The sequence below is a fragment of the Methylibium sp. Root1272 genome, from assembly GCF_001425905.1.
Taxonomy (GTDB): domain Bacteria; phylum Pseudomonadota; class Gammaproteobacteria; order Burkholderiales; family Burkholderiaceae_C; genus Methylibium.
The window spans coordinates 54620-77480 of the sequence record NZ_LMDY01000013.1 but is presented as its reverse complement, the minus strand read 5'-3'; the positions used below and the strand labels follow the sequence as shown (position 1 = coordinate 77480).

At 71.8% G+C, this 22861-nt stretch carries 22 protein-coding genes; 10 read left to right on the top strand and 12 right to left on the bottom strand.

Features of this window, described 5'->3' with window-relative positions; translation table 11 throughout:
- Positions 1 to 33: 33 nt before the first annotated feature.
- The gene (otnI, locus tag ASC67_RS09355) at positions 34 to 810 is read left to right on the top strand and encodes a 2-oxo-tetronate isomerase (protein WP_056318511.1); all 777 of its coding nucleotides are present in this window, start codon (positions 34 to 36) and stop codon (positions 808 to 810) included.
- 17 nt (positions 811 to 827) lie between these two features.
- Here the strand turns inward: otnI and ASC67_RS09350 are convergent, their stop codons facing one another.
- On the bottom strand, positions 828 to 1703 hold the full coding sequence (locus tag ASC67_RS09350) for a CsgG/HfaB family protein (RefSeq protein ID WP_056318509.1): 876 nt from the start codon (positions 1701 to 1703) through the stop codon (positions 828 to 830).
- A 116-nt stretch (positions 1704 to 1819) separates the two neighbouring features.
- Positions 1820 to 3097 (bottom strand): 3-oxoadipate enol-lactonase, encoded by a 1278-nt coding sequence (pcaD, locus tag ASC67_RS09345; RefSeq protein ID WP_082535922.1) that lies wholly within the window; start codon positions 3095 to 3097, stop codon positions 1820 to 1822.
- A 75-nt stretch (positions 3098 to 3172) separates the two neighbouring features.
- Here pcaD and ASC67_RS09340 point away from each other — a divergent pair, with 75 nt between their 5' ends.
- On the top strand, positions 3173 to 4276 hold the full coding sequence (locus ASC67_RS09340) for a lipid A deacylase LpxR family protein (protein ID WP_056318502.1): 1104 nt from the start codon (positions 3173 to 3175) through the stop codon (positions 4274 to 4276).
- 143 nt (positions 4277 to 4419) lie between these two features.
- Entirely contained in the window at positions 4420 to 4935 is a 516-nt protein-coding gene (locus ASC67_RS09335; protein WP_056318499.1) for a septal ring lytic transglycosylase RlpA family protein, read from the top strand.
- 27 nt (positions 4936 to 4962) lie between these two features.
- Here the strand turns inward: ASC67_RS09335 and ASC67_RS09330 are convergent, their stop codons facing one another.
- A complete protein-coding gene (locus tag ASC67_RS09330) occupies positions 4963 to 5466 on the bottom strand; it encodes a hypothetical protein (protein WP_056318493.1) in 504 nt (167 codons plus the stop codon).
- Positions 5467 to 5582: 116 nt separating this feature from the next.
- On the opposite strand from ASC67_RS09330, the gene ASC67_RS09325 reads away from it, so the two are divergent.
- Positions 5583 to 6587: a septal ring lytic transglycosylase RlpA family protein gene (locus tag ASC67_RS09325; RefSeq protein ID WP_056320720.1), complete on the top strand. Its 1005-nt coding sequence runs from the start codon at positions 5583 to 5585 to the stop codon at positions 6585 to 6587.
- A gap of 9 nt (positions 6588 to 6596) precedes the next feature.
- Here the strand turns inward: ASC67_RS09325 and ASC67_RS09320 are convergent, their stop codons facing one another.
- Positions 6597 to 7349 (bottom strand): SDR family oxidoreductase, encoded by a 753-nt coding sequence (locus ASC67_RS09320; RefSeq protein ID WP_056318491.1) that lies wholly within the window; start codon positions 7347 to 7349, stop codon positions 6597 to 6599.
- A 62-nt stretch (positions 7350 to 7411) separates the two neighbouring features.
- On the opposite strand from ASC67_RS09320, the gene ASC67_RS09315 reads away from it, so the two are divergent.
- Together ASC67_RS09315 and ASC67_RS09310 are read left to right on the top strand one after the other, a co-directional pair.
- Entirely contained in the window at positions 7412 to 9325 is a 1914-nt protein-coding gene (locus tag ASC67_RS09315; protein ID WP_056320716.1) for a PhoX family phosphatase, read from the top strand.
- Between the two features lie 114 nt (positions 9326 to 9439).
- Positions 9440 to 9871, top strand: coding sequence for a hypothetical protein (locus ASC67_RS09310; protein ID WP_056318488.1), 432 nt, complete (start codon positions 9440 to 9442; stop codon positions 9869 to 9871).
- A gap of 13 nt (positions 9872 to 9884) precedes the next feature.
- On the opposite strand, the gene ASC67_RS09305 is transcribed toward ASC67_RS09310, so the two are convergent.
- Positions 9885 to 11405 carry a CoA-acylating methylmalonate-semialdehyde dehydrogenase gene (locus ASC67_RS09305; protein WP_056318486.1) on the bottom strand — a complete coding sequence of 507 codons (1521 nt, stop codon included), beginning with the start codon at positions 11403 to 11405 and terminating at the stop codon, positions 9885 to 9887.
- Between the two features lie 107 nt (positions 11406 to 11512).
- Here ASC67_RS09305 and ASC67_RS09300 point away from each other — a divergent pair, with 107 nt between their 5' ends.
- The gene (locus ASC67_RS09300; RefSeq protein ID WP_056318483.1) at positions 11513 to 12457 is read left to right on the top strand and encodes a LysR family transcriptional regulator; all 945 of its coding nucleotides are present in this window, start codon (positions 11513 to 11515) and stop codon (positions 12455 to 12457) included.
- Between the two features lie 217 nt (positions 12458 to 12674).
- Here the strand turns inward: ASC67_RS09300 and ASC67_RS09295 are convergent, their stop codons facing one another.
- From ASC67_RS09295 to ASC67_RS09280, 4 genes are read right to left on the bottom strand one after another with little or no spacing between them, the layout of a single operon-like run.
- Entirely contained in the window at positions 12675 to 13772 is a 1098-nt protein-coding gene (locus ASC67_RS09295) for a sialidase (RefSeq protein ID WP_056318479.1), read from the bottom strand.
- Between the two features lie 36 nt (positions 13773 to 13808).
- Positions 13809 to 14078, bottom strand: coding sequence for a MoaD/ThiS family protein (locus ASC67_RS09290; protein ID WP_056318477.1), 270 nt, complete (start codon positions 14076 to 14078; stop codon positions 13809 to 13811).
- Positions 14079 to 14126: 48 nt separating this feature from the next.
- Entirely contained in the window at positions 14127 to 15461 is a 1335-nt protein-coding gene (locus ASC67_RS09285; protein WP_056320712.1) for a D-amino acid dehydrogenase, read from the bottom strand.
- 17 nt (positions 15462 to 15478) lie between these two features.
- Entirely contained in the window at positions 15479 to 16132 is a 654-nt protein-coding gene (locus tag ASC67_RS09280; RefSeq protein WP_082535921.1) for a LysE/ArgO family amino acid transporter, read from the bottom strand.
- Positions 16133 to 16227: 95 nt separating this feature from the next.
- On the opposite strand from ASC67_RS09280, the gene ASC67_RS09275 reads away from it, so the two are divergent.
- Positions 16228 to 17166, top strand: coding sequence for a LysR family transcriptional regulator ArgP (locus tag ASC67_RS09275; protein ID WP_056318475.1), 939 nt, complete (start codon positions 16228 to 16230; stop codon positions 17164 to 17166).
- 30 nt (positions 17167 to 17196) lie between these two features.
- Here ASC67_RS09275 and ASC67_RS09270 read toward each other — a convergent pair whose 3' ends face one another.
- The gene (locus ASC67_RS09270; RefSeq protein WP_056318472.1) at positions 17197 to 17421 is read right to left on the bottom strand and encodes a hypothetical protein; all 225 of its coding nucleotides are present in this window, start codon (positions 17419 to 17421) and stop codon (positions 17197 to 17199) included.
- Between the two features lie 171 nt (positions 17422 to 17592).
- Here ASC67_RS09270 and ASC67_RS09265 point away from each other — a divergent pair, with 171 nt between their 5' ends.
- Positions 17593 to 19167, top strand: coding sequence for an alkaline phosphatase (locus ASC67_RS09265; protein WP_056318468.1), 1575 nt, complete (start codon positions 17593 to 17595; stop codon positions 19165 to 19167).
- A gap of 99 nt (positions 19168 to 19266) precedes the next feature.
- Positions 19267 to 19446 (top strand): hypothetical protein, encoded by a 180-nt coding sequence (locus ASC67_RS20565; RefSeq protein WP_156466716.1) that lies wholly within the window; start codon positions 19267 to 19269, stop codon positions 19444 to 19446.
- Position 19447: 1 nt separating this feature from the next.
- Here the strand turns inward: ASC67_RS20565 and ASC67_RS09260 are convergent, their stop codons facing one another.
- Positions 19448 to 20899: a DUF1501 domain-containing protein gene (locus ASC67_RS09260; RefSeq protein WP_056318466.1), complete on the bottom strand. Its 1452-nt coding sequence runs from the start codon at positions 20897 to 20899 to the stop codon at positions 19448 to 19450.
- Positions 20900 to 20930: 31 nt separating this feature from the next.
- The gene (locus tag ASC67_RS09255) at positions 20931 to 22694 is read right to left on the bottom strand and encodes a DUF1800 family protein (protein ID WP_056318464.1); all 1764 of its coding nucleotides are present in this window, start codon (positions 22692 to 22694) and stop codon (positions 20931 to 20933) included.
- Positions 22695 to 22861: the final 167 nt, after the last annotated feature.

Here is a 22861-nt window from a genome sequence, read left to right as displayed (position 1 = left end):
GCCGAGGCCGGCAGAAGCTGGCAGCATGTGCGCATGCCTCGATTCGCCGCCAACCTGACGCTGCTCTACACCGAGCAGGCCTTCCTCGACCGTGCCGCCGCCGCCGCGCGCGACGGCTTCGAGGCCGTGGAATGCCAGTTTCCCTACGAGCACCCGGCCGCCGAGTTCGCGGCGCGGCTGGCCGACAGCGGCCTGCCGCTGGTGCTGATGAACGCACCGCCCGGCGACGCCGCGGCCGGCGAGCGCGGCCTCGCGGCGCTGCCGGGACGCCAAGCCGACTTCCGGCGCGCCATCGACACGGCGCTGGCCTATGCGAGCGCCGTGCGATGCCCGCGCCTGCACGTGATGGCCGGCCGGCTGCCGGCCGGCACCGAACGCGCCGCGCTGCAGCCGACCTTCGTGGAGAACCTGGCGTGGGCCGCACGGCAGGCGGCTGGAACCGGCATCGAGTTGCTGATCGAGCCGATCAACCTGCGCGACATGCCGGGCTACTTCCTGAACCGCCAGGACCACGCGCACGAGATCGTGCAGCTGGTGAACGCGCCCAACCTGAAGGTGCAGATGGACCTGTACCACTGCCAGGTGGTGGAGGGCGACGTGGCGATGAAGCTGCGGCAGTATCTGCCGACCGGCCGCGTCGGCCATCTGCAGGTGGCCGGCGTGCCGGAGCGCCAGGAACCCGACATCGGCGAACTGAACGCGGCCTACCTGTTCGACGTGATCGACGCGCTGGGCTACGGCGGCTGGGTCGGCTGCGAGTACCGGCCGCGCGGCGAGACCAGCGCCGGCCTGGGCTGGCGGCAGGCCTGACGCGCCGGCGGCCCGGTTCAGGCCGGCGCGCTGGCCGCGCGCTCGGGCGCGGAGGCGGGCACTGGCGGCGGTGCCGCGGACGGCTCGAGCGGCAGCGGCAAGGGCACGGGAGCGGGCGGTGCTACCGGCGCCACGGCCGGCTTGGCCTTCGGCGGCGGAGCAATGTCGGCCGCCGGCAGCTTGGGCAGCGTGCGGTTCCAGGCGTCGACCAGTGCCGCGGCCACCGTCTTCGCCTGCGGCGTGTCGGCCCAGCCGCCATCGATGGCGAACACGCCGCTGCTGAGCACCAGGCTGCCGAGACCGGCGGAATCGCTGGTGCCGCGGCCGAACACGGAACTCGTGATCTCGCTGGTGCGCGCGTCCACCACGCTCAGCAGCACCACCGCTTCCTTCTTGTTGTACTGGCCGCCGATGCCGCCGATCACGTCACCGAACACGCCGCCGAGCACACCCTTGCTCTGGCCGATCTGTTCGGCGAACACGATCTCGGCGCGCAGGATGTAATCGAGCGGCTGCAGGTGCCGGGCGACCGTCGCGTTGGCGTCGGTGCCGAGCTGCTCGCGCAGCCTGCGTTCGGCCTCGAGCAGCGAGTAGGCCGCGCCGCGGTCGACCACGTTGAAACAGCCGCTGCGGATCAGCAGGTGGCGCACCAGCGGCGCCATCGAACGCGGCAGGCCAGCCGACATCAGCGCCTGGCTGTTGACCTCCGATTCGGTGATAGCCACGGTGCCGAGTCGCTTCTCGCAGCGGCCCACGCCGCCCTCTTGCGGTGGGGCCTGGTCGGCGATGGCCATGTCGGAGGGACCGCCGATCTCGGTTTTGGAGGTGCTGCAACCCGCGATCCCGAGGGCCGCGAGCGCCGCCACGGCGAGCGCGCGCAAGGACTGATTCACACCGCTATCCTCCCACCATCCGAGCCGCGGTTCGGGCTACAAAACGTAAGCAGCGGCGTGAACCGCATGACCGGCGACACGGTTGGTGGCCGATTGCCTCCGTCGGTTCCCCGCCGTCAGGCCAGGGTGGCGAGGAAGTCGTGCACCGCGGCGGTGAACGCAGCGGGTTGCTCCAGCACGCTCAGGTGGGCCGCGTCGTCGAGCACCACCAGCCGCGCCCCGCGCACAGCGTCCGCGATCACCTTCGACATGGCCACCGGCGTGCTCGGATCCAGCGCGCCGGCGATCACGAGCGTGGGGGCCTTGATCTGCAGCAGGCGCGCGGCCGTGTCGTGCCACATCACGGCCTGCAACGCCGCCACATAGCCCTGCTCCGGCGTGCTGGCGACCCGGCGGCGCCAGCGCGCCACCGTGGCTGGCTGCGCACGGCGGAAGTCTGCGGTGAACCAGCGCTGCATCGCGGCGTCGGCCACCGCGTCGACGCCGCCCTGCGCGATCGCGTCGATGCGCTGCTGCCAGGCGGCGCGGCCGGCCTCGTCGAAGCCGGCGCTCGAGTTTGCGATCACCAGGGCTTCGACGCGCTGCGGATGGCGCAGTGCCAGCTCCTGGCCGACCATGCCGCCCAGCGACAGGCCGATCCACACCACCGGGCCGGCGTCGAGTTCGGCCAGCAGGCGCTCGGCGTCGTCGGCCAGCTCGGCCATCGAGTAGGGCCCGGGCGGCGCATCGGAGTCGCCATGGCCGCGGTGGTCGTAGCAGATCACGCGGTGCTCGGCAGCCAGCGCATTGGCCAGCGCATCCCACAGGCTCATGTCGCAGCCCAGTGCGTGGCTCAGCACCACGGTGCGGCGCGGCGGCGCCTCGGCGCGCGGTTCGCGCACGGTGTAGTGCAGCGCGGGCGTGCCGGCGCTTCGGAAGGAGCGGCCGCTGCCGGTGTGGGCCACCTCGGTGGCCGGCAGCGGCGGCAGCGCGTGGCCCAGTTCGCGCAGCAGCTTCACCGCGATCGACATGCCGGTGTTCGCGGCCGGCACGCCGGCGTAGATGGCGGCCTGCATCAGGACCTCCTTCACCTCGTCGGGCGTGAGGGCGGTGGGCGCGTCGTCGCCGGCTCCGAGGCTCGCGCCCGAGCCGCCGACCAGCGCGGCGCGCAGGTGCAGCTCGAACTCCTCCCAGCGGCCGAGCGCGCAGGTGATCGCGAGCACGATGATGCGGCGCGTCTTCGCGTCGAGCCCGGGCCGCCCCCACACCTCGTGCCAGGCGTAGCGGGTGATGAAGTTCTGGAAGTCGGCGGTGAAGGTGTTCGCGCTCGCGATCGACTTGTCCACCCAGGCATCGCCCAGCAGGGCACGGCGATTGCGCAGGCCGCGTTCGAGGTCGTGGTCGTAGGGGTCCATGGTGCATCGTAGAACAGCCGCTTGCATACGGCTGTGACGAACACGCCGCGCGCGGCGCTGTTACCCTCCGCGCCCATGAATTTTCGCGATGTCGCCGCGGCCGCCGTCGGCACGGCGCACAGGCTGTTCGCCGGCCTGGCCGTGCTCGTGCTCCTGGGGCATGTGGCGTCTGCGCGGGCAGCCGACGAGGCGGCCTGTCGCCGTGTGGTGCCGGGCGAGCTGAATCCTGCGCTGCTGGTGCTGCGCCTCGACAACGACGTGATCGCCCGCCAGGACCAGGGCTACAGCAGCGGGCTGCAGATCAAGGCCGTCACGCCCAACCTCGATCCACGCGACGGCGATGCCTGCCTGTCGGAGCCGGCGCGCTGGCTCAACCGCCGGCTGGAGTGGCTGAGCCCGGAGCACTATGAGCAGCGCAATCTGGTGTTCGGCCTCGGCCAGGCCATCTACACGCCCAACGACCCCGCGCGCAGCGATCTGATCGTCGACGACCGGCCCTATGCCGGCGCGCTGCTGTTGAGCGCCGGCTACAACGCGCGCCTCGGCGACGCGCTCTGGGCTTCGCAGATCGTGCTGGGCGTGATCGGTCCCGCCTCCTTCGCGGAGCAGACGCAGAAGCTGTTCCACCGCGTGTTCGGTTCGGAGCGCTTTCGCGGCTGGGATCACCAGTTGAAGAACGAGCCGGTGTTCATGCTGTTGCACGAGCGCTCGCAGCGCTGGGGCAGCCACACGCTGCTGTCCGCGAGCGACAGCCTGCGTTGGGACGCGATCACGCACTGGGGCGGCACGGTCGGCAACTTCCTGACCGGCGCCAATGTCGGCTTCGAGCTGCGATTCGGGTACCGCTTGCCCGACGACTTCGGTTCCAGTCCGCTGCGGCTGGCCGGCGAGAACACCGCGCCGCTGCGCGCCTCGGCGCCGTCGGACGGCTGGTCGTGGCACGCCTTCGTGAACACCGACGCGCGCCTGGTGCTGCGTGACATCACGCTCGACGGCAACAGCTTCCGCGACAGCCACAACGTGCACAAGCGGCCGCTGGTGGCCGACGTGGCCGTCGGCATCGCCGTGCTCGGCGGCGACTGGAAACTCGCGCTGGCACGCAACTACGGCACCCGACAGTTCCGCGGGCAGCAGGAACGGCCCTCGTTCGGCAGCATCACGCTGAGCCGCGCGCTCTGAAAAGCTGAGGCCATCGTCCTACACGCCGACACGCCGTCGGCCGATCGCTCCCGGCGGCGCGGTTGCCGACACTGGTTCCATGCTCCGAGGCACGGTGGCCTTCCGCCATCGCTCGCCTCGCGTGGCCCTCGATGAGGTGAGACATGAACCTGAACCCCGCCTTCACACCGACCTGGCTTGCGAGCTGTGCCGCGGCGATCGCGCTGCTGGCCACCGCGCCGATGCCGGCATCGGCACTGACCGATGCCGAGGCGATTGCCGTCCAGCGCACGCTCGCCCCCGACCGCAGCGGACAGGTGCGCAAGGGCAAGGCGTCCTACTACCACCGCAGCTTCGCCGGACGCAAGATGGCCGACGGGGGACGCATGGACCCGGAGTCGAACAACGCGGCCAGCAAGACGCTGCCGCTGGGCACCGTGGCCAAGGTGACGAATCTCGAGAACGGCCGCAGCGCGATCGTGAAGATCCGCGACCGCGGTCCCTATGCCGATGGCCGCATCGTCGATCTGTCGCCCGGCACGGCGCGGGAGCTCGACATGACCGAGAAGGGTGTCGTGCGCGTGGTCGTCGCGCCGCTGATCGTGCCGCAGCCCGATGGCAGCATCAAGCTGGGCGCCGGGCTGACCGAGGGCGGGCAGGCGACGGCGTCCGCGCGCTGAACGACGGCCCGCAGTGAGGGGCTGAGCTCAGTCGAGCTTGCGATCCTCTTGCTTGGCCTGTTCCATGGCCTCGGGCTCCAGCGCCTCGGCCGCCGTGTTCAGCCGGATGAAGATGCCCCAGCCGGCCAGCAGCACGCCCACCGACACCAGCAGCAGCGCCGCGCCGCCCAAGTGCTCGGGGTTCTCGCGCAGGGCCTTGAACACGCCGATCAGGCCCTCGATCGCCAGCGCGACCACCACCACGACCAGGAAGCGCGACAGGAAACGGCGCACGCGGGTCGGGCCGCTGACATGGGCCTCGCGCACCACCTCTTCCTCGGTGATGGTCTGGGCGATCTGCAGCGCCACCACTGCCACCGCCATCAGCCCGGTGGCCTCGATCAGACCCAGGGCGGCGCCCTGATCGATGCCGCCGGCCACCGCGGCCCAGCCGGTGCGCGCGGCGATCGCCATCAGCAGCAGCGAGGCCAGCGCGAACAGCAGCGCCATCACCGCATGGATCATCGAGAAGGCGCGCAGCACGATCTTCATGGCGGGTCGATCTCCGGGGTGGGCGGCTTGCGAGCGATATCGTAGTCGTCGCCACGCTTGCACGCTGCGACAAAGCCATGCCCGGAGCGGGCACTGGCTCGGGTATGGTTCGCGCCATGCCGGTTCGCCGCCTGCCCCGCCCGCCCTGCGCCCTGGCACGGACGCGGCCTCTGTGCGCGGCGCTGAGCGCCGCGCTCGCCTCATTGCTGGTGGCGTGCGGTTCGGCGCCGACGCGGCCCGGCGCCGCGAGCGGCCGCGACGGCCCGGCCGCCGAGATCCCCGCCGATCTGGCCCGTACCCCGGATGCCGAGCCCCGGCTCGAGACCATCCGCCCGGGCGGGCCGAACAAGCCCTACGAGGTGCTGGGCCGCAACTACACGCCCGAGACCCGCGACGTACCGATCAGGGAGAAGGGGCTGGCCTCCTGGTACGGCCGCAAGTTCCACGGCCGCAAGACCGCGAGCGGCGAGATCTACAACATGCACGCGATGACGGCAGCGCACAAGACCATGCCGCTGCCGAGCTATGCGCGGGTGCGCAACCCGGCCAACGGCCGCGAGATCGTGGTGCGCATCAACGACCGCGGGCCCTTCGTGGCCGGGCGCGTCATCGACCTAAGCTACACGGCGGCGCTGAAGCTCGACCTGCTGCGCGGCGTGGGCCAGGTCGAGGTGGAGCGCATCACCTACGAGGACATCCGCACCGGCGCGTGGCGGCGCGATACGACGCCGACGGCCGTGGCGGCGGTGGCTGCGCCCGAAGCGATGCCACCGCCCGCATCGCCGAGCGAGCCAGTGCCGGACGCAAGCCCGGCGGGCGAAGCGTCGGAACCGCCGGGATCGCCGGTCGCCAGCGGCGCGCCGAGCCGGGCGCTGACGAGCGGCGCGCGCGGCTACTGGGTGCAGCTCGGCGCGTTCCGCGAGCGCGGCGGCGCCGAGTCCTTCCAGCAGCGCGTGTCGAGCGAACTGGACTGGCTGGCGCCGCTGATGGCGGTGTTCAGCGAAGCGCCGCTCTACCGACTGCAGGCCGGCCCGTATGCGTCGCGCGACGAGGCGCAGGGCGCCGCGCAGCGCGTGCGCGAAGCCCTGCAGCTGGTGCCGGTGATCATCGAGCGACGCTGAGCCGGCGCACTAGCGCCCGCCCGACACGTCGAGCAGCGCACCGGTGACGTAGCTGGCCGCATCGGACAGCAGCCACACGATGCTCTGCGCCACCTCGTCGGCACTGCCGGCCCGCTGCATCGGCAACTGCGGCGCGGCGCGCGCGGCGCGGTCCGGCTGGCCGCCGGAGGCGTGGATCTCGGTGTCGATGATGCCTGGGCGCACCGCGTTCACGCGCACCCCTTCGGCCGCCACCTCGCGCGCCAGGCCCAGCGTGAAGGTGTCGATCGCGCCCTTGGCGGACGCATAGTCCACGTACTGTCCCGGCGAGCCGATGCGCGTGGCGGCCGATGACACGTTGACGATGGCGCCGCCCGCGCCGCCGTGGACTTGACTCATGCGCTGCAGTGCCTCGCGGGCGCACCAGAAGCTGCCGAACACGTTGATCGCGAACATGCGCTGCACGCGCTCGACCGACATCGCATCGACGCGCGCGGCCACGTCCACGACGCCGGCGTTGTTGACCAGCCCGCGCAACCGACCCGCGCCGAAGTGCGCATCGATCGCGGTGAACATCGCGCGCACCTGCGCGTCGTCGGCCACGTCGGCCCGGAAGGCCTCGGCCTCTGCGCCGCCACCGCGGAGGCGTTCGACCAGCGCGCGCGCGGCCGCGTCGTCGCGTGCATAGTTCAGGGCGACGGCCCAGCCTTGCCGGGCGGCGAGCGTCGCGGTCGCGGCGCCGATGCCTCGGCTGGCGCCGGTGATGAGCAGCAGGGGTTTCATGGGCGCCAGGGTAGCGCAAGCCGCCCGCCGCACGATCGCCCGAACGACGGATGCAACACGACATGCCCAAGGACTTTTCGACGATGGAGGACTCCAACCCCTCCGCCAACCCTGCGCTCCAGCAGCTCAGCGACCCGGCGCGGCGCGTGCTTCTGCGCGGCGGGCTGGCCGCGAGCGTCGGCGGATTGCTCGCGCCGCTGGCCGGGTGCGGCCTGCCGGGCAAGGCGCAGCAAGGCTCCATGCTGGGGTTTCGCTCGGTGCCGGTGTCGAGCGCCGATGCCGTGGTGGTGCCGCCCGGCTACGTGGCGGAGGTGATCTACGCCTGGGGCGACGCGATCGGTGCGCCCGGCCTCGCGGCCGGCCAGCCGGCCTTTCGCGGCGACGGCCGCCACAGCGCCGCGGACCAGCAGCTGCAGGCCGGCATGCACCACGACGGCATGCATTTCTTCTCCGCGGGCAACGGCGATCGGGGCCTGCTGGTGGTGAACCACGAGTACACCGACGAAGGCCTGCTGCATGCCGACGGCATGCAGAACTGGAGCGCCGAGAAAGTGCGCAAGTCGCAGGCGGCGCTCGGCGTGTCGGTGGTGGAGCTGGTCCGGGCGGCGGACGGACGCTGGGCGGTGCAGCGTCCGTCCGCCTATGCGCGGCGCATCAGCGCCCGCACGCCGATGTCGATCGGCGGCCCGGCCGCCGGACACGCGCTGATGCGGACCGAATTCGATCCCGGCGGCCGGCAGGTCATCGGCACCTTCAACAACTGCGCGCACGGCGTCACGCCCTGGGGCACCTACCTCGCCTGCGAGGAAAACTTCGTCGGCTACTTCCACGGCCCGGCGCAGCCGGATGCGCATGCGAAGCGCTGGGGCCTGACGCCGGGCGGCTACGGCCTGCGCTGGCACGAACACGACGCGCGCTTCAACGCGACGCTGCATCCGAACGAGTTCAACCGCTTCGGCTGGGTGGTGGAGATCGACCCGCTCGATCCGCGCAGCACGCCGGTCAAGCGCACTGCGCTCGGCCGCGCGGCGCACGAGGGCGCCTTCGTCACGCAGGTGGCCGACGGCCGTGCGGTTGTCTACATGGGCGAGGACGCACGCTTCGAATACCTCTACAAGTTCGTGTCGCGCGACCCGGTGCAGACCGGCGGCTATGCGAACAACCGCGAGGTGCTGGACCACGGTACGCTGTACGTGGCCCGCTTCGACGCGGACGGCTCGGGCGAATGGCTGGCGCTGGTTCACGGGCTCAACGGGCTCGATGCGCAGGCCGGTTTCGCCGACCAGGGCGAGGTGCTGGTCAAGTCGCGCCAGGCGAGCGACAGGGTCGGGGCGACCAGAATGGACCGTCCCGAGTGGATCGCCGGCGACCCGCGCACCGCGACGATGTACTGCGCGCTCACCAACAACAGCCGGCGCGGAACCGACGGCTACCCGGCCGTCGACGCCGCGAACCCACGCGAGCGCAACACCATGGGCGAGGTGATCCGCTGGACCGAGGTGGGAGGCCATGCCGCGACGCGCTTCCTGTGGGACCACTTCATCCTGGCCGGCGATCCGGCCAACGAACGCGCCGAGGCACGGGGCAACGTGAAGGGCGACCCGTTCGGCAGCCCGGACGGCTTGTGGTTCGATGCGCGCGGCTTGCTGTGGATCGCGACCGACGCGTCACCGACGGCGATGGGGCAGGGCGACTATGCGCGCCTGGGCAACAACATGCTGCTGGCCGCCGACCCGCGCAGCGGCGAGGTGCGGCGCTTTCTCACCGGGCCGGTGGGCTGCGAGATCACCGGCATGGTCGGCACGCCGGACCTGCGCACGCTGTTCGTCAATATCCAGCATCCCGGCGAGGGCGGCAACGACCCCGGCGATCCCGCCGCCGCAAGAAAGCGCTCCACCTGGCCCGGCGGCGGCGGCCGGCCGCGCTCGGCCACCGTGGCGATCCGGCGCATCGACGGCGGCGCGATCGGCACCTGAAGGGCCCGACGTCGCTGTCGGCGCCGTCCGACAGCGCGTGGTGCCGTGGGCCGACAGTCAGGCCGAGAGGCGCGTCCTAGGCTCTTGTGATCGAAATCGATCGAGGAGACGACGATGAACAACCTCTTGCGCACGACGGCGGGCGCGCTCTCGATGACGGTCGCGCTGTGGACCGGCGCCATCGCGCAGCCGGCCGGCGACGCGCCGCCAGCCCCGCGCGTGGAGCGGGCCGGCGGCATGAGCTACGTGAACGGGGGTGTGGGCGAAGAGGCCCGCGCGGTGATCGACCGCCTGTCGCCGGACTTCGCGTTGCGCAACGTCTTCAGCGGGCAGGGCGGCCAGTACGTGGTGGCCGAGCGCGTGACACTGCAGAACGCCAGTGGCGGCGAGCCGGTGGTCATCTTGAACGCTGGCCCGATCCTGATGATCAGCCTGCCGCCGGGTCGCTACACGATGGAGGCCACGGTGGGCGGCCAGTTGCAGCGCAAGACCGTGCAGGTGGGCAGCGCGCCGACACGGGTCGACTGGCGCTGGCCCGGCGCCTGACGGCGCTCGCCGGCTACTTCGACGTCGGCATCACGAACTCGGCGCCCTTGGGCGTGCTCTCGGGCCAGCGCTGCATCACCGACTTCTGCTTCGTGTAGAAGCGCACGCCCTCTTCGCCGTAGGCGTGCATGTCGCCGAACAGGCTCTTCTTCCAGCCGCCGAAGCCGTGCCAGGCCATCGGCACCGGGATCGGCACGTTGATGCCGACCATGCCGACCTGGATGCGGCGAGAGAACTCACGCGCCACGTGGCCGTCGCGCGTGAAGCAGGCCACGCCGTTGCCGAACTCGTGCGCGTTGACCAGCGCCACCGCGCTGGCGAAGTCGGGCACGCGCACGCAGGCCAGCACCGGGCCGAAGATCTCTTCCTTGTAGATCTTCATCTCGGGCGTCACGTGGTCGAACAGCGTGCCGCCGGTGAAGAAGCCTTGCTCGTGGCCGGGCACCTTCAGGCCGCGGCCGTCGACCACCAGCTTTGCGCCCTCGTCGACGCCGTGGGCGATGTAGCCCTCGATGCGCTCGAGCGCCTGCGGCGTGACGATCGGGCCCATCTCGGCGTCGAGCTCCATGCCGTTCTTCACCTTCAGCGCCTTGGCACGCTCGGCGAGCTTCGGCACGATCTGGTCGGCCACGTCGCCCACCAGCACCGCCACCGAGATCGCCATGCAGCGTTCACCGGCCGAGCCGTAGGCCGCGCCGATCAGCGCGTCGACGCTCTGCTCCAGGTCGGCGTCGGGCATCACCACCATGTGGTTCTTCGCGCCGCCCAGCGCCTGGACGCGCTTGCCGTGCTTTGCACCGGTCTCGTAGATGTACTGCGCGATCGGCGTCGAGCCGACGAAGCTCACCGCCTTCACGTCGGGGTGGGTCAGCAGCGTGTCGACCGCCAGCTTGTCGCCCTGCACGACGTTGAACACGCCGTCGGGCAGACCGGCCTGCTTCAGCAGTTCGGCGAGGAAGAGGCTGGGGCTGGGGTCGCGCTCGCTGGGCTTGAGCACGAAGCAGTTGCCGGTGGCGATGGCCATCGGGAACATCCACATCGGCACCATCACCGGGAAGTTGAACGGCGTGATGCCGGCCACCACGCCCAGCGGCTGGCGCAGCACCCAGTTGTCGATGCCGGTGCCGACCTGGTCGGTGAAGTCCGTCTTCAGCAACTGGGGCGCGCCGCAGGCGAACTCGACGATCTCGATGCCGCGCGTGACCTCGCCCTGCGCGTCGGTGAAGACCTTGCCGTGCTCGGCGGTGATCATCGCGGCCAGCGTGTCGCGCTGCTCGTTGAGCAGTTGCAGGAACTTGTTCAGCACCCGGGCGCGGCGCAGCGGCGGCGTGTCGGCCCAGGCCGGGAAGGCGGCCTGGGCGGCGGCGACCGCGGCGTTCACCTCGTCGGCCGAGGCCAGCGCGACCTGGCGCGCGACCGCGCCGGTGGCCGGGTTGTAGACCGCCTGGCGGCGACCGCTCGCGCTGGGCACGGCGCGTCCGCCGATGAAGTGGCCGATCTCGGCGGTGGCGGTGAAAGCTTCGGGGGCGCCCATGTCGTGTCTCCTGGCGATGGTTCGATCCCTGCAGCTTAGGTGGGCGAGGCGGGTCTGACCAGCCACGTTGCGTGACTACATTGTTCGTTTGAGTGAACAATGAGGGCATGAGCACGACCCCCAACGCGCCGCTGTGGCCCCATGTGCATGCCCTCGGCGTGATCGCGCAGAGCGGCAGTTTCACGCTCGCGGCGCAGCGGCTCGGCCTGTCGAAGGCGGCGGTCAGCCAGCGCATCGCTGAACTCGAGCGCGCGGTCGGCGTGCCGCTGTTGCAGCGCACGACGCGCAGCGTGCGGCTCACCGAGGCCGGCAAGCAGCTGGTCGACGAGACCGCCGCCAGCTTCGCGCAGATCGAGCAGAGCCTGCTCGGCGTGCGCGACCTCGCCTCGCAGCCGCAGGGCCTGGTGCGGCTGACGGCGCCGGTCGCGCTGGGGCGCCAGCACGTCGAGCCGCAGCTCGAGAGCTTTCTGCGGGCCTGGCCTGGCATCCGCGTCGAGCTCGATCTGTCGGACCGGCTGGTCAACCTCGCGCACGAGGGCTTCGACCTCGCGGTGCGCCACACCAGCGCACCGCCCGACAGCCACGTGGCGTGGAAGCTGTGCGCGTCGCGCACGCTGTTGCTGGCGTCGCCGGCCTACCTGCGGCGACGCGGCACGCCGCGCCATCCCGACGAGTTGGCGGGGCACGACTGCCTGCCCTACCTGCGCAGCGGACCGGCGCTCTGGGCCTTCGAGAAGGCCGCGGCGCGGAGCAGCCGCGGCGAGCCGGAACGGGCTCGCGTCACCGTGACCGGCCCGCTGCGGGCCAACAATTCCGAGGTGCTGCGCGATGCGGTGCTGGCCGGCCTGGGGCTCGCGCTGCTGCCCGACTTCAGCGCCGCGGCGGCGGTAAAGGCCGGTCGGCTGCGCGAGGTGCTGCCCGAGTGGCGGCCGATCGGCTTCTTCGGCGACGCGATCTATGCGCTGAGACCCTTCAGCGCCCAGGTGCCACGGGCCGTGCGCTCGCTGGTCGAGCACCTGCGCGCTGCGATGGCGCCGGGTTTCGATCCCTGAAAAAAAACAGCCCACCGGGGAGGGTGGGCTGGCAAGTCCTTGGGAAAGGACATCGTTGGGACTGTTGGACCGTGCCGCGCCGCGAAGGGTGATCGCTGTGGCGCCGGCACGCGCATCCTTGTTCCGTGTGACAGCGGGTGGGGAAACTGTAGGAGTCGCGGCATTGCACACCCATCCCCATAACGTAGGGGTTCGGGGGGAGGTCCAGCCGCTGCGTTCAATCGAACGCGAGCGCGCTCACCGGCGGCAGGTGGGTGGACAGGCATTGCCACTCGTCGCCGCCGTTCTCGCTGAGCCAGAGGTTGCCGCTGGTGGACGCCATCGCGAGGCGCTCGCCGCTGGCGTCGACCCCGAGCGCATGGCGGTAGACCAGGTCGTAGGCGGGCGGCGGCGGCAGCCCGCGCGTCAGCGTCTCGAAGCTCGCGCCGCCATCGCGGGTGCGGGTCACCACCAGTCGGCCGTCGACCGGCACCCGGCACTCGTCCTTCACGGCCGGCACGAACCAGGCGGTCGCGGGTTGCAGCGGGTGGACGGCAACCGCGAAGCCGAACACCGACGGGCCGGCCTCTGCGATCTCCTGCCAGCTGCGCGCGCCGTCGTGGCTGACGAAGATGCCGTTGTGATGCTGCGCCCACAGCGTGTCCGGTGCGGCGCGGCATAGCACCACGCGGTGCGGGTCCTGGATGTTCTGTTCATGGGCCTGGTCGGGCGGCATGAAGGCCGCGCGCATGCCCTGCGCCGACAGAGTCCAGCTCGCGCCCTCGTCATCGCTGCGCCAGACGCCGCCGCACGAGATCCCGAGCAGCAGGCGCCGGCTGTCGCGCGGGTCGACCAGCACGCTGTGGATGCCCGGGTGGTCGTAGCCGCCGCCGAACCAGCCGCGGCGCTCGGGGCGTTGCCACAGCGACTCGACCAGTCGCCAGCTCGCGCCCCGGTCTTCGGAGCGGAACAGGCCGCCCGGGATGGTGCCGGCCCATAGCACGCCGGGCTGTTCAGGCCCGCCGGCGGCGAGGCTCCAGATCAGTTTCAGATCCCAGGGCACCGGGTCGTCGTCGCCGTCGGGCTTGGCCGGATAGGCGGGTGCGGCCAGTTCCTGCCAGCGGCTGCCGCCATCGTCGCTGCGGTGCAGCTTGCAGCCGAAATGGCCGAGGTTCAGCGCCGCGTACAACGCGCCGTCGCGCGGGTCGTGCAGGACCTGGCTGACCGGGTCGCCGAGGAAGGCCGGGGCGGCGTTCGGCTGCCACCCGCCGGTGACGTCGCGGTGCCAGCCCAGCAAACCCTTGCGGGTGGCGACCCAGAGGCGGTTCGACGGCATGAAGCCCTCCTTGTCATCAGCCAACGCGGCGCACGCTCAGCCGCCGGTCAGCGCCTGCAGCACGTGCACGTCGGCATCGGGGCGCAGCGCGTCGCTCAGGTGCTGCCGATCCCGCGCCCGCTGCCCGTCGATGAACACCGCGACGTGGGCGCGCAAGGCGCCCTGGTCGTCGAGCAGGTAGCCGCGCGCCCGCGGGCTGGTCTTGAACACCTGCTCGAGGGCTTCGGCCAGCGTCGCGGCCCGCAGCACGTGCCGCGGGCAATCGACATGCCGCTGCAGGTGGGCCGTGAACGTGACGCTGACCATGGACCACGATTCTGCCGCCGCGGTCGGGCGCGTGGTGCGGTCGGCGCGTCAGGCTCGAGAAGGCGCCGCCGTGGCGGCGCGGCGAGTGCCGGCCCGGGCGATGCCGGTGCCGCGCTCGCCGTAGAAGCCGAACTCGAGCGCGGGGCGCTTGCCGCTGATCAGCTCGGCCAGCGCACGGCCCGAGCCCGCGCCATGCGTCCAGCCCAGCGTGCCGTGACCGGCGTTGACCCACAGGTTCGCGATGCGGCTGCGGCCGATGTAGGGAATATTGGTCGGCGTGCTGGGCCGCAGGCCGGCCCAGAAGTTCGGTTCGGACAGGTCGGCCACGCCGGGGAACAGCTCTTCGTAGCGCCGCACCAGCGCCTGGCAGCGCACGCGCGAGGTGGGGCTGTCGAGGCCGGTGTCGTAGCCGGCCAGCTCGGCGGTGCCGGCGATGCGGACCTCGTCGCCCAGCCGTGAGACGGCGATCTTGCGCGCGTCGTCGATCATGCTGACCACGCTGGCGCGCTCCGGCTGGCGCAGCTTCAGCGTCGCCGAGTAGCCCTTGGCCGGGTAGATGTTGAGGTGCACGCCGAGCGGGCGCAGCAGCGGCGCGGTGTAGGAGCCGAGCGCCGCGACGAAGGCGTCGGCCTTCAGCGTGCGCGGCTGCTGCGAGGCGAGATCGCGGATGCGCACTGTGCTCAGCCGGTCGCCTTCCCGGTCCAGGCCGTCGATCGCCTGGCCGTAGAGGAAGACCGCGCCGCGCGCGGCGCAGCGCTTCGCCAGTTCCTGCGTGAACACGCGCGCATCGCCCGATTCGTCGCTCGGCGTATAGGTGCCGCCGGCGATGCGCGGGCCATAGGTCGCCAGGGCCGGTTCGATGCGCAGCACCTCGTCGCGCGACAGCACGCGGCGGTCGACGCCGTGGCGGCGCATCAGCTCGGCGCCGGTCGCACCGCCCTCGAAGTCCTTCTGGCTGCTGAAGAAGTGCAGGATGCCGCGCTCGAGCCGGTGGTACTCGATGCCGGTCTGCGCCACCAAGCCCTTCAGCGACTCGTGGCTGTAGCGGCCCAGCGCGACGAGCTGCTGCACGTTACGCTCGAAAGCGCCATCGGTGCACTGCGTCAGGAAGCTCAGGCCCCAGCGCCATTGCCAGGGATCCAGCTTGGGGCGGAACAGCAGCGGCGAGTCGTCGCGCGCCAGCCACTTCAGCACCTTGAGCGGCGCGTCGGCGTTGGCCCAGGGCTCGCAGAAGCTGACCGAGATCTGCGCACCGTTGGCGAAGCTGGTCTCCAGCGCGGCGTCGGGCTGGCGGTCGACGACCGTGACCTCGTGCCCCTGCTCGAGCAGGTACCAGGCGGTGCTGACGCCGATGATGCCGGCGCCCAGGACGATGACTTTCATGGCGAACTCCTCATGCATCAAGTCTGCTTCAGGGGCGTCAGCAGCAGCTGCGCCGCGACTGCCCACATCACCACCGCGACGAGCGCATCGATCGCTCGCCATGCGGCGGGCCGGCGCAAGAAGCGCGCCGCGCCGACCGCCCCGAAACCGAGCAGCGCGAACCACGCCGCCGACGCCAGCCAGGCCCCGGCGACGAAGCCCAGCCGAGCCGCGCCGGCATGCTGTGCGCCGACGCCGCCGACCAGCACCACGGTGTCCAGATAGACGTGCGGATTCAGGTAGGTGAGCGCGAGCGTGGTCGTCAGCGCGCCGCCGAGCGAGCCGCCGCTGCCCGCGAGCTGCAGCCCGGCGGCCGTGCCTTGCCAGGCCTGGCGCGCGGCGCGCCAGCCGTAGGCGGCGAGGAAGGCCGCGCCGCCGTAGCGGAAGCCCTCCAGCAGCAGCGGCTGCGCGGCGATCAGCGCGCCGAGACCGAACACCCCCAGCGCCACCAGCAGCCAGTCGGACAGCGTGCACAGCAGCACCACCGGCAGCACGTGTGCGCGCAGAACGCCCTGGCGCAGCACCAGCGCGTTCTGCGCGCCGATCGCGACGATCAGACCACCCATCATCAGCGCGCCCTGCAGCAGCGCGGCGGGCACGGCAGGATCGAGCAGGAGGCCGGTGGACAGCATGCCGAGATTGTGGCCAGCGCCTGCCTCAGGGTGAAGTGTGATTCAAGTTATTGGCATTACATTAGTAATACTGATCCGACGACCGCGCCAAGGATATGCAGAATCTCGACCCCGCTGCGCTCGATTGCCTGGCCGCGCTGGCCGACGACGGCAGCTTCGAGCGCGCGGCGCAGCGCCTGTCGATCACGCAGTCGGCGGTGTCTCAGCGGCTGCGGGCGCTCGAATCCCAGGTCGGCCAGTTGCTGGTGGTCCGCGCCCGGCCGTTGCGGCTGACCGAGCCGGGCAAGGTGCTGCTGCGCTTCGCGCGCCAGCTGCAGGCGATGCGCGCCGACGTCGCCCGCGAGCTCGGCGAGCGCATGCAGTCGCAGGCCCGCCTGCCGATCGCGGTCAATGCCGACAGCCTGGCGACCTGGGTGCTGCCGGCACTGGATGAGCTGGTCCAGCAAGGCCTGAGGGATGGCTTCGGGCTGGAGCTGATCGTCGACGACCAGGACTTCACCCACGAGTGGTTGCGCCAGGGCCAGGTGCTGGGTTGCGTGTCGACCGTGCCGCAGGCGCTGCGCGGCTGCCGCGTCGAGCCGCTCGGCGTGATGCGCTACATCGCGGTGGCCAGCCCCGGCTTCGTGGCACGCGAGCTGGGCGGCGACGCGGCCGACGGCCTGCACCGCGGCAATTTCGCTCGCGTGCCCTTCCTGGTGTTCAACCGAAAGGACGACACGCAGACACAGTGGGTGTCGCGGGCCTTCGGTGTGCGCTCGCCGCGGCTGGAAGAGCGCTTCGTGCCCTCGTCGGAGGCCTATGTGCGGGCCGCCGCCCTGGGTTGGGGCATTGGCGTGGTGCCGGAGCTGCAGGTGCGCGAGCGGCTGGCGCAGGGTGAACTGCTGTGCCTGCGACCCGACATCGGCATCGAGGTGGCGCTGCACTGGCACCAGTGGAAGCTGGGGGGCGACAGCGGCTTGCCGGTGCGCGCCGCGCGGCTGGACGAGGTGGGAGCGGCCCTGGCGCGCGGCGCCGCGCAGGCGCTGGATCGCTGACGAAGGAGCGCGCCGGCAGCCGACGGGCGCTCAGCGCGGCGCGACGGCCTGCGACGAACGCTCGTTCGGCGGCTGCGCCGGCTGCAGGCGCTCCGCCGCGCCACTTCGACCGAGCGAGGCCGGGCGCCCGCCCGCGCTCGGCGGCTCGAAGCGCCATTCGGACGCGTCGTCGCCGGCTGCAGCGAGCAGCATCGCGCTGACCACGGCGGCGCTGACCGTGCCCCAGGTGATGGCTTGCAGAGAGGTGCGGGTCATGGCGAGAGTCGAAGGACGGAATGCGACAAGCATGAAGCGGGCCGCAGCCCGCGGGCCGAGGTTAGGCGATCGGGCGGTCGCGGCCAAGCCGCCAAGTTAGGGAAGTCGTGACGAAACGCAGCCTGGACTGCCACCGGAATTTCACGGACGCTGGGCACAATCGGCCGCCTCATGTCGCGCCGTGACTTCCTCGATCGCCTCGGGCGCCACGCGGCCGCGCTGGCGCTCGGCACGCTGTTCAGCCCCGGCGCCGGCCGCAGCGGCGAGCGCGTCGAGACGCTCACCGGTGGCGACGATCCCTTCACGCTCGGCGTCGCCAGTGGCATGCCGGCGCCCGACGGCGTGGTGCTGTGGACCCGGCTGGCACCTCGGCCGCGCGAACCCGATGGGGGCCTTCCCGACGCGCCGATCGCGGTGCGCTGGGAACTGGCCGAGGACGAGGGCTTCTCGATCGAGCGGCGCACCGGCGTGACCTGGGCCCGGCCCGAGCATGCGCACAGCGTGCATCTCGAGGTGACGGGGCTGCCGAGCGACCGGCACTACTTCTACCGCTTCCACGCCGGCGAGGCGACCAGCCCGCTCGGCCGCACCCGCACCGCGCCGGCGCCCGATGCCGAGGTCGGCCGCCTGCGCATCGCGCTGGCGTCCTGCCAGCACTACGAGCAGGGCGAGTTCACGCTGCACCGCGAGATCGCCGCGCGCGACCTCGACCTGGTGCTGTTCGTCGGCGACTACGTCTACGAATCGAGCAACGCGCGCCTGCGGCTGAGACCGCACGAAGCGGCGCAACCCACCACGCTGGAGGGCTTCCGCCAGCGCCACGTGACCTACAAGCTCGACGCCGCACTGCGCGCTGCGCATGCCGCCCATCCCTGGGTGCTGACCTGGGACGACCACGAGGTCGAGAACGACTACGCCGCCGACGCCTCACGGGACCCGGCGCGCAGCGCGGCGGACTTCCTGCAACTGCGCGCCGCCGCCTACAAGGCCTATTTCGAGCACATGCCGGTGTCGCCGCGCAGCGCGCCAGTCGGTGCGCAGATGCGCATCCACGAGCACTACCGCTGGGGCCGGCTCGCCGACCTGTGGACGCTGGACAACCGCCAGTACCGCTCGCTGCAGCCCTGCAACCCGCCCGGCGTCGCCGGCGGACGCATCCTGACGCAGTGCGAGTCGCTCGGCGACGAGTCGGCCACGGTGTTCGGCGCGGCGCAGGAACACTGGATCGGCGAGCAGCTCGCCGCCAGCCGGCGCGGCTGGCGGCTGCTGGCCCAGGGCACGCAGATCGCGCCCAGTGGCATCGACACGCCGCTGGGCCGCAGCTTCTTCAGCGACGGCTGGGACGGCTACCCGCAGGCGCGCGCACGCCTGATGCGGGCGATCGCTGAGCAGCCGCAAGGCAACGTGGTCTGCCTCGGCGGCGACGTGCACCGCCACGTGGCCGCGCGCCTGCGCGCCGACCTCGGCGATCCGCGCTCGGCGGTGGTCGCCAGCGAGTTCGCCACCAGCTCACTCACCTCGCGCGGCCTGTCCGACACCGCGACGGCGCTGATGCGCAGCAGCAACCCCGACCTGCTGCATGCGCGCAGCGACGAGCGCGGCTACATGCTGCTCGACCTCACGCCGCAGCGGCTGCACGCCGAGCTGCGCGCCACCGCCTTCCCGGTGGCGGCCGATGCGCGCGTGCACACCCAGGCGGCCTTCGTCGTCGAGGCCGGCCGTGCCGAGCCGCAGCGCGACGCCTAAGCCGTCCCGTCGCGACCGCAGGCCGTGCCCGCGGCAAAGGGCGGTTTATGCCCTGCAATTCCGGCGCTGGTTCGGGCGGCAGCCGCGCAGACTGCGCGCATGAACCTGGCTCGCTGGTGGAAACAATGGTTGCTGCGCTGGCATCTGCCCCGCGCCGAGCAGCACGTCGTTCGCCCGCCGGAGGACCCGGCCGATTGCGGCACCGCCTGGGGGCTGGACCTCACGCTGCCGCCGGCCGCCTTCGACAAGCAGGCCGGCGTACGCCGACCGTCCCGCTAGCTCAGACGAAGCCCAGGTTGCGGGCGCTGCCGAAGTTGGCCAGGTTCGGCAGCACGGTGTCGAGCTGGCCGTCGGTGGCGTCGAACCACTTCAGCAGCGTGGCGGCGTACTGGTCGACCGACGTGGTCGGGATCCAGCGGCCCTGCAGTTCCCAGCTGTCCTGGCCCACGTCGTCGGGCCCTCCCAGCGCCAGTGTCGGGTAGCTGCCGTAGGTCGCGTTGCCGCGCACCGCACCGCCCATCACCAGGTGGTGGTTGCCCCAGGCGTGGTCGGTGCCGAGGCTGTTGTTCGGCTTGAAGGTGCGGCCGAAATCGCTCTGCGTGAAGGTGGTCACCTGGCTGCCCATGCCCAGGTTGTTCATCGCCGCGTTGAAGGCGGCCAGCGCGTCGGCCAGTGATTTCATCAGGCGTGCGTGGTCGCCGCTCAGCGGGTCGCCGCCGACGACCTGGTTGCCGTGGGTGTCGAAGCCGCCGAGCTGCGCGAAGAAGATCTGCCGGCTGCCCTGCACGGTGGCGTTCGCCTCGATCAGCTTGGCCACCTGGTAGAGCTGCTGCGCCAGGCCGCCGCTGACGCGACCACTGGCGATGACCGGCGCGAAGCCCGCGTCGATCGCGGTCGAGCCGCCGCCGGGTTGTGCTGCGACGATGGTTCCCAGCCGTGCCGACACCGCGAAGGCGTCGCGCTGCTGGCGCGCGTAGCTGCCGGCCAGGTCGCTGTCCAGCGCATCGACCGCGGTGGGCGCGTACAGCGCATCGAGGGCCGCCTTGCGCGCAGCGTTCGGTGCCCATTGCAGGTCGCTCGGCTGCAGGCCGTTGGCACCGAAGGTGGCGCCGGGACCGGGCAGCACCAGCGGGCCCTGCAATGCCGACAAGCCGAAGCGGCCGTTGCCGCCGACCGAGATCACCGGGTTGGCGGTGGCCAGCGCGTCGGCGGCGCGGCCGCCCCAGCCGGTGCGCGTCAGCGCATCGCCGGTGCCGGTCTCCCACAGGATCTGCTGGTCGGAATGCGAGAACAGGCTGTCCGGCAGCGACGGTGAGCTGTCGGGCAACGCGCGGAACTGCGCCTTGGTCAGCGGTTGCACCAGCGGGCCGACGTTGAACACCGGCGCCAGCTGGCCTGCAGCCCAGGCCGGGGCCAGGGCCGTCATCGCCGGGTGCAGGCCGTAGTCGCTGCCGGTCAGCTCGACCAGGCTGCCACGCGGCAGCGCCAGGCCGGCGCGCACCGCGCTGTACTGGCCGTGGCGGGTGGCGTCGCTCGGCACCACCATGTTCAGCCCGTCGTTGCCGCCGTAAAGGAACACGCAGACCAGGGCCTTGTAGTCGGCCGCGAAGGCCGGCCGCGTGGCCGACAGCAGGTTGACCAGCGAGCCGGTGCCGAACGCGCCGGCCACGCCGAGCGCCGAGCGCTGCAGCCAGCGGCGGCGCGCCATCGAGATCTTGGGGTGATCTGTCATCGAGGTTCTCCGAGGCGAGGGCCAGGGGCCGTCAGCGTTGCACCTGGTAGTTCGGCGAGCCGAACACCAGGTAGGCGGCCTGGCGCACGCGGTTGGTGGCCCAGTTCTGCGAGTCGTTCTGGCTCGTGTAGGCCTCGACCGCCGCGATCACCTGCGCGCGCGCGGCGCTCGGCAGTCGCGCGCCCAGCGCCAGCGTCGAGAGGCGGTCGACCAGCTTCGCGGCATCGGCCGCGTCGCTGGTGTAGGGCTGCAGGTCGACGCGGGTTCCCAGTGCGCCGGGCACGTCGGCACTGGCCGCCGAGCCACCCCACCACAGCAGGTAGGTCAGGTAGTTCAGCCGCTCCAGCGAGGTGTTGGCGTTGTGGATGCCGAACTCCGGCGCCTTCAGGCCGGCCACGCCGGGCAGCGGGTAGTCGGGCGGGAAGTAGTTGAACACCGAAGGCGGGCGGAACACGTGCTGGCGCATCGTCTCGCCCCACCACCAGCCCAGCGCGTCGCCGTCGGTGCGGCCGCCCAGCGCGCGCAGCACGCCGGTGAAGTGCAGCACCGGCTCGCGCAACTTGCCGGCGCTGCGGGCCGGGGCCTCCGTGCGGGCCTCGGCGTCCAGCAGCACGGCGGCCACGGTGGCGGCGAGGTCGCCGCGCTGGCCACTGCCGAAGCCCTGGTGGCGACCGGCGTTGAAGGCGGCCGCGACGCGGCTCACGTAGGCCGCCGACGGGTTGCTGCCGACCAGCTGCTGGATCAGCTGGCGGCCGATGAACGGAGCCATGTTCGGGTGCTGCATCAGGCTGTCGAGCACCGCCTCGAGGGCCTGGTCGGCGGTGCTGCCCGCGGGCACCGTGACGCCCGACAGCAGCGCGCGCTCCAGCGTGTCGTGGTACTGCGCCACCGGCACCATGTCGCCGGCGTAGTAGCGGCAATGGGTGTTCTGCGGCCAGCAGCCCCAGGCGGTGCTGCCGCCGGCCGGGTAGGTCCAGCCGGTCAGCGCGTAGGCGTAGTTGCGCACCGTCTCGTTGCCGTAGGTCGGCGCGCAGGCGCCGCCCTTGAGCGTGCCGTTGGCGTTGAGCTCGCAGGTGCCGATCGCGAACAGCTGCAGCAGCTCGCGCGCGAAGTTCTCGTTCGGTGCCGCCTTGTCGTTGTTGGCGTTGTTCAGGTAGTCGCCCATCAGGGGCGACAGCGCGACCTTCTTCAGCACCTGCCGGTAGTTGCCGAAGGCGTTGTCGAGCAGCGTGTTGTAGTAGTAGCGCATCCCGTAGGTCCCTTCGACCTCCAGGTTCGACACCACCACGATCTTCTGCAGCGCGAAGGCCACCCGCTGGCGCAACTGGTCGGCGCCGCCGACGGCGTTGCGGTAGAAGTCCCACAGCAGCGGCTGGCTCGAGAAGCTGTCGCGCCAGCAGTTGGTGCTGCGGCCGTCGCAGTAGTTGCCGCTGCCGGTCCACTGGTGAACGTCGCCGTTGCCGCCGCGCGTGTAGCGCGAGCTGGCCGTGGTCATCTGCGCGGCGAGCCAGTTGCTCGTGCCGCGTGCGCGGATGTCGGCCACCAGCGCCTCGGTCGGGCCGAAGCTGGCCTGGTGTGCGAGTCGGGTCGCATCCAGCGTGGTGGTGGGCGTGTTGCCCGGCGCACCGGAGGGTGGCGGCACGGGTGGGGCGGCGCTGCCGCCGGTCGCTCCGTCATCGGTGCTGCTGCTGCCACCACCACCACCGCCGCCGCAGGCAGCCAGTAGGGCCGTGGCGGCACACAGCGCGGTGAGGACGGCAAGGCGGCGCGCTCTCGGTGAGCGGGGTGTGGACATGGGCGCCCCAGGACACGGTGGTGATCGGCGTGGTCGCGCGAGCGGCCACGATGCGGAGCACCAGTGTGTTGGGGCTGCGTGTGCCCTCCGTGACCGAAGCCGGGCGGGTGCAGCGCCTTTTACAAAGCGACACGATGCGGCCCGCAGCGGCGTGAACCGCACCACGT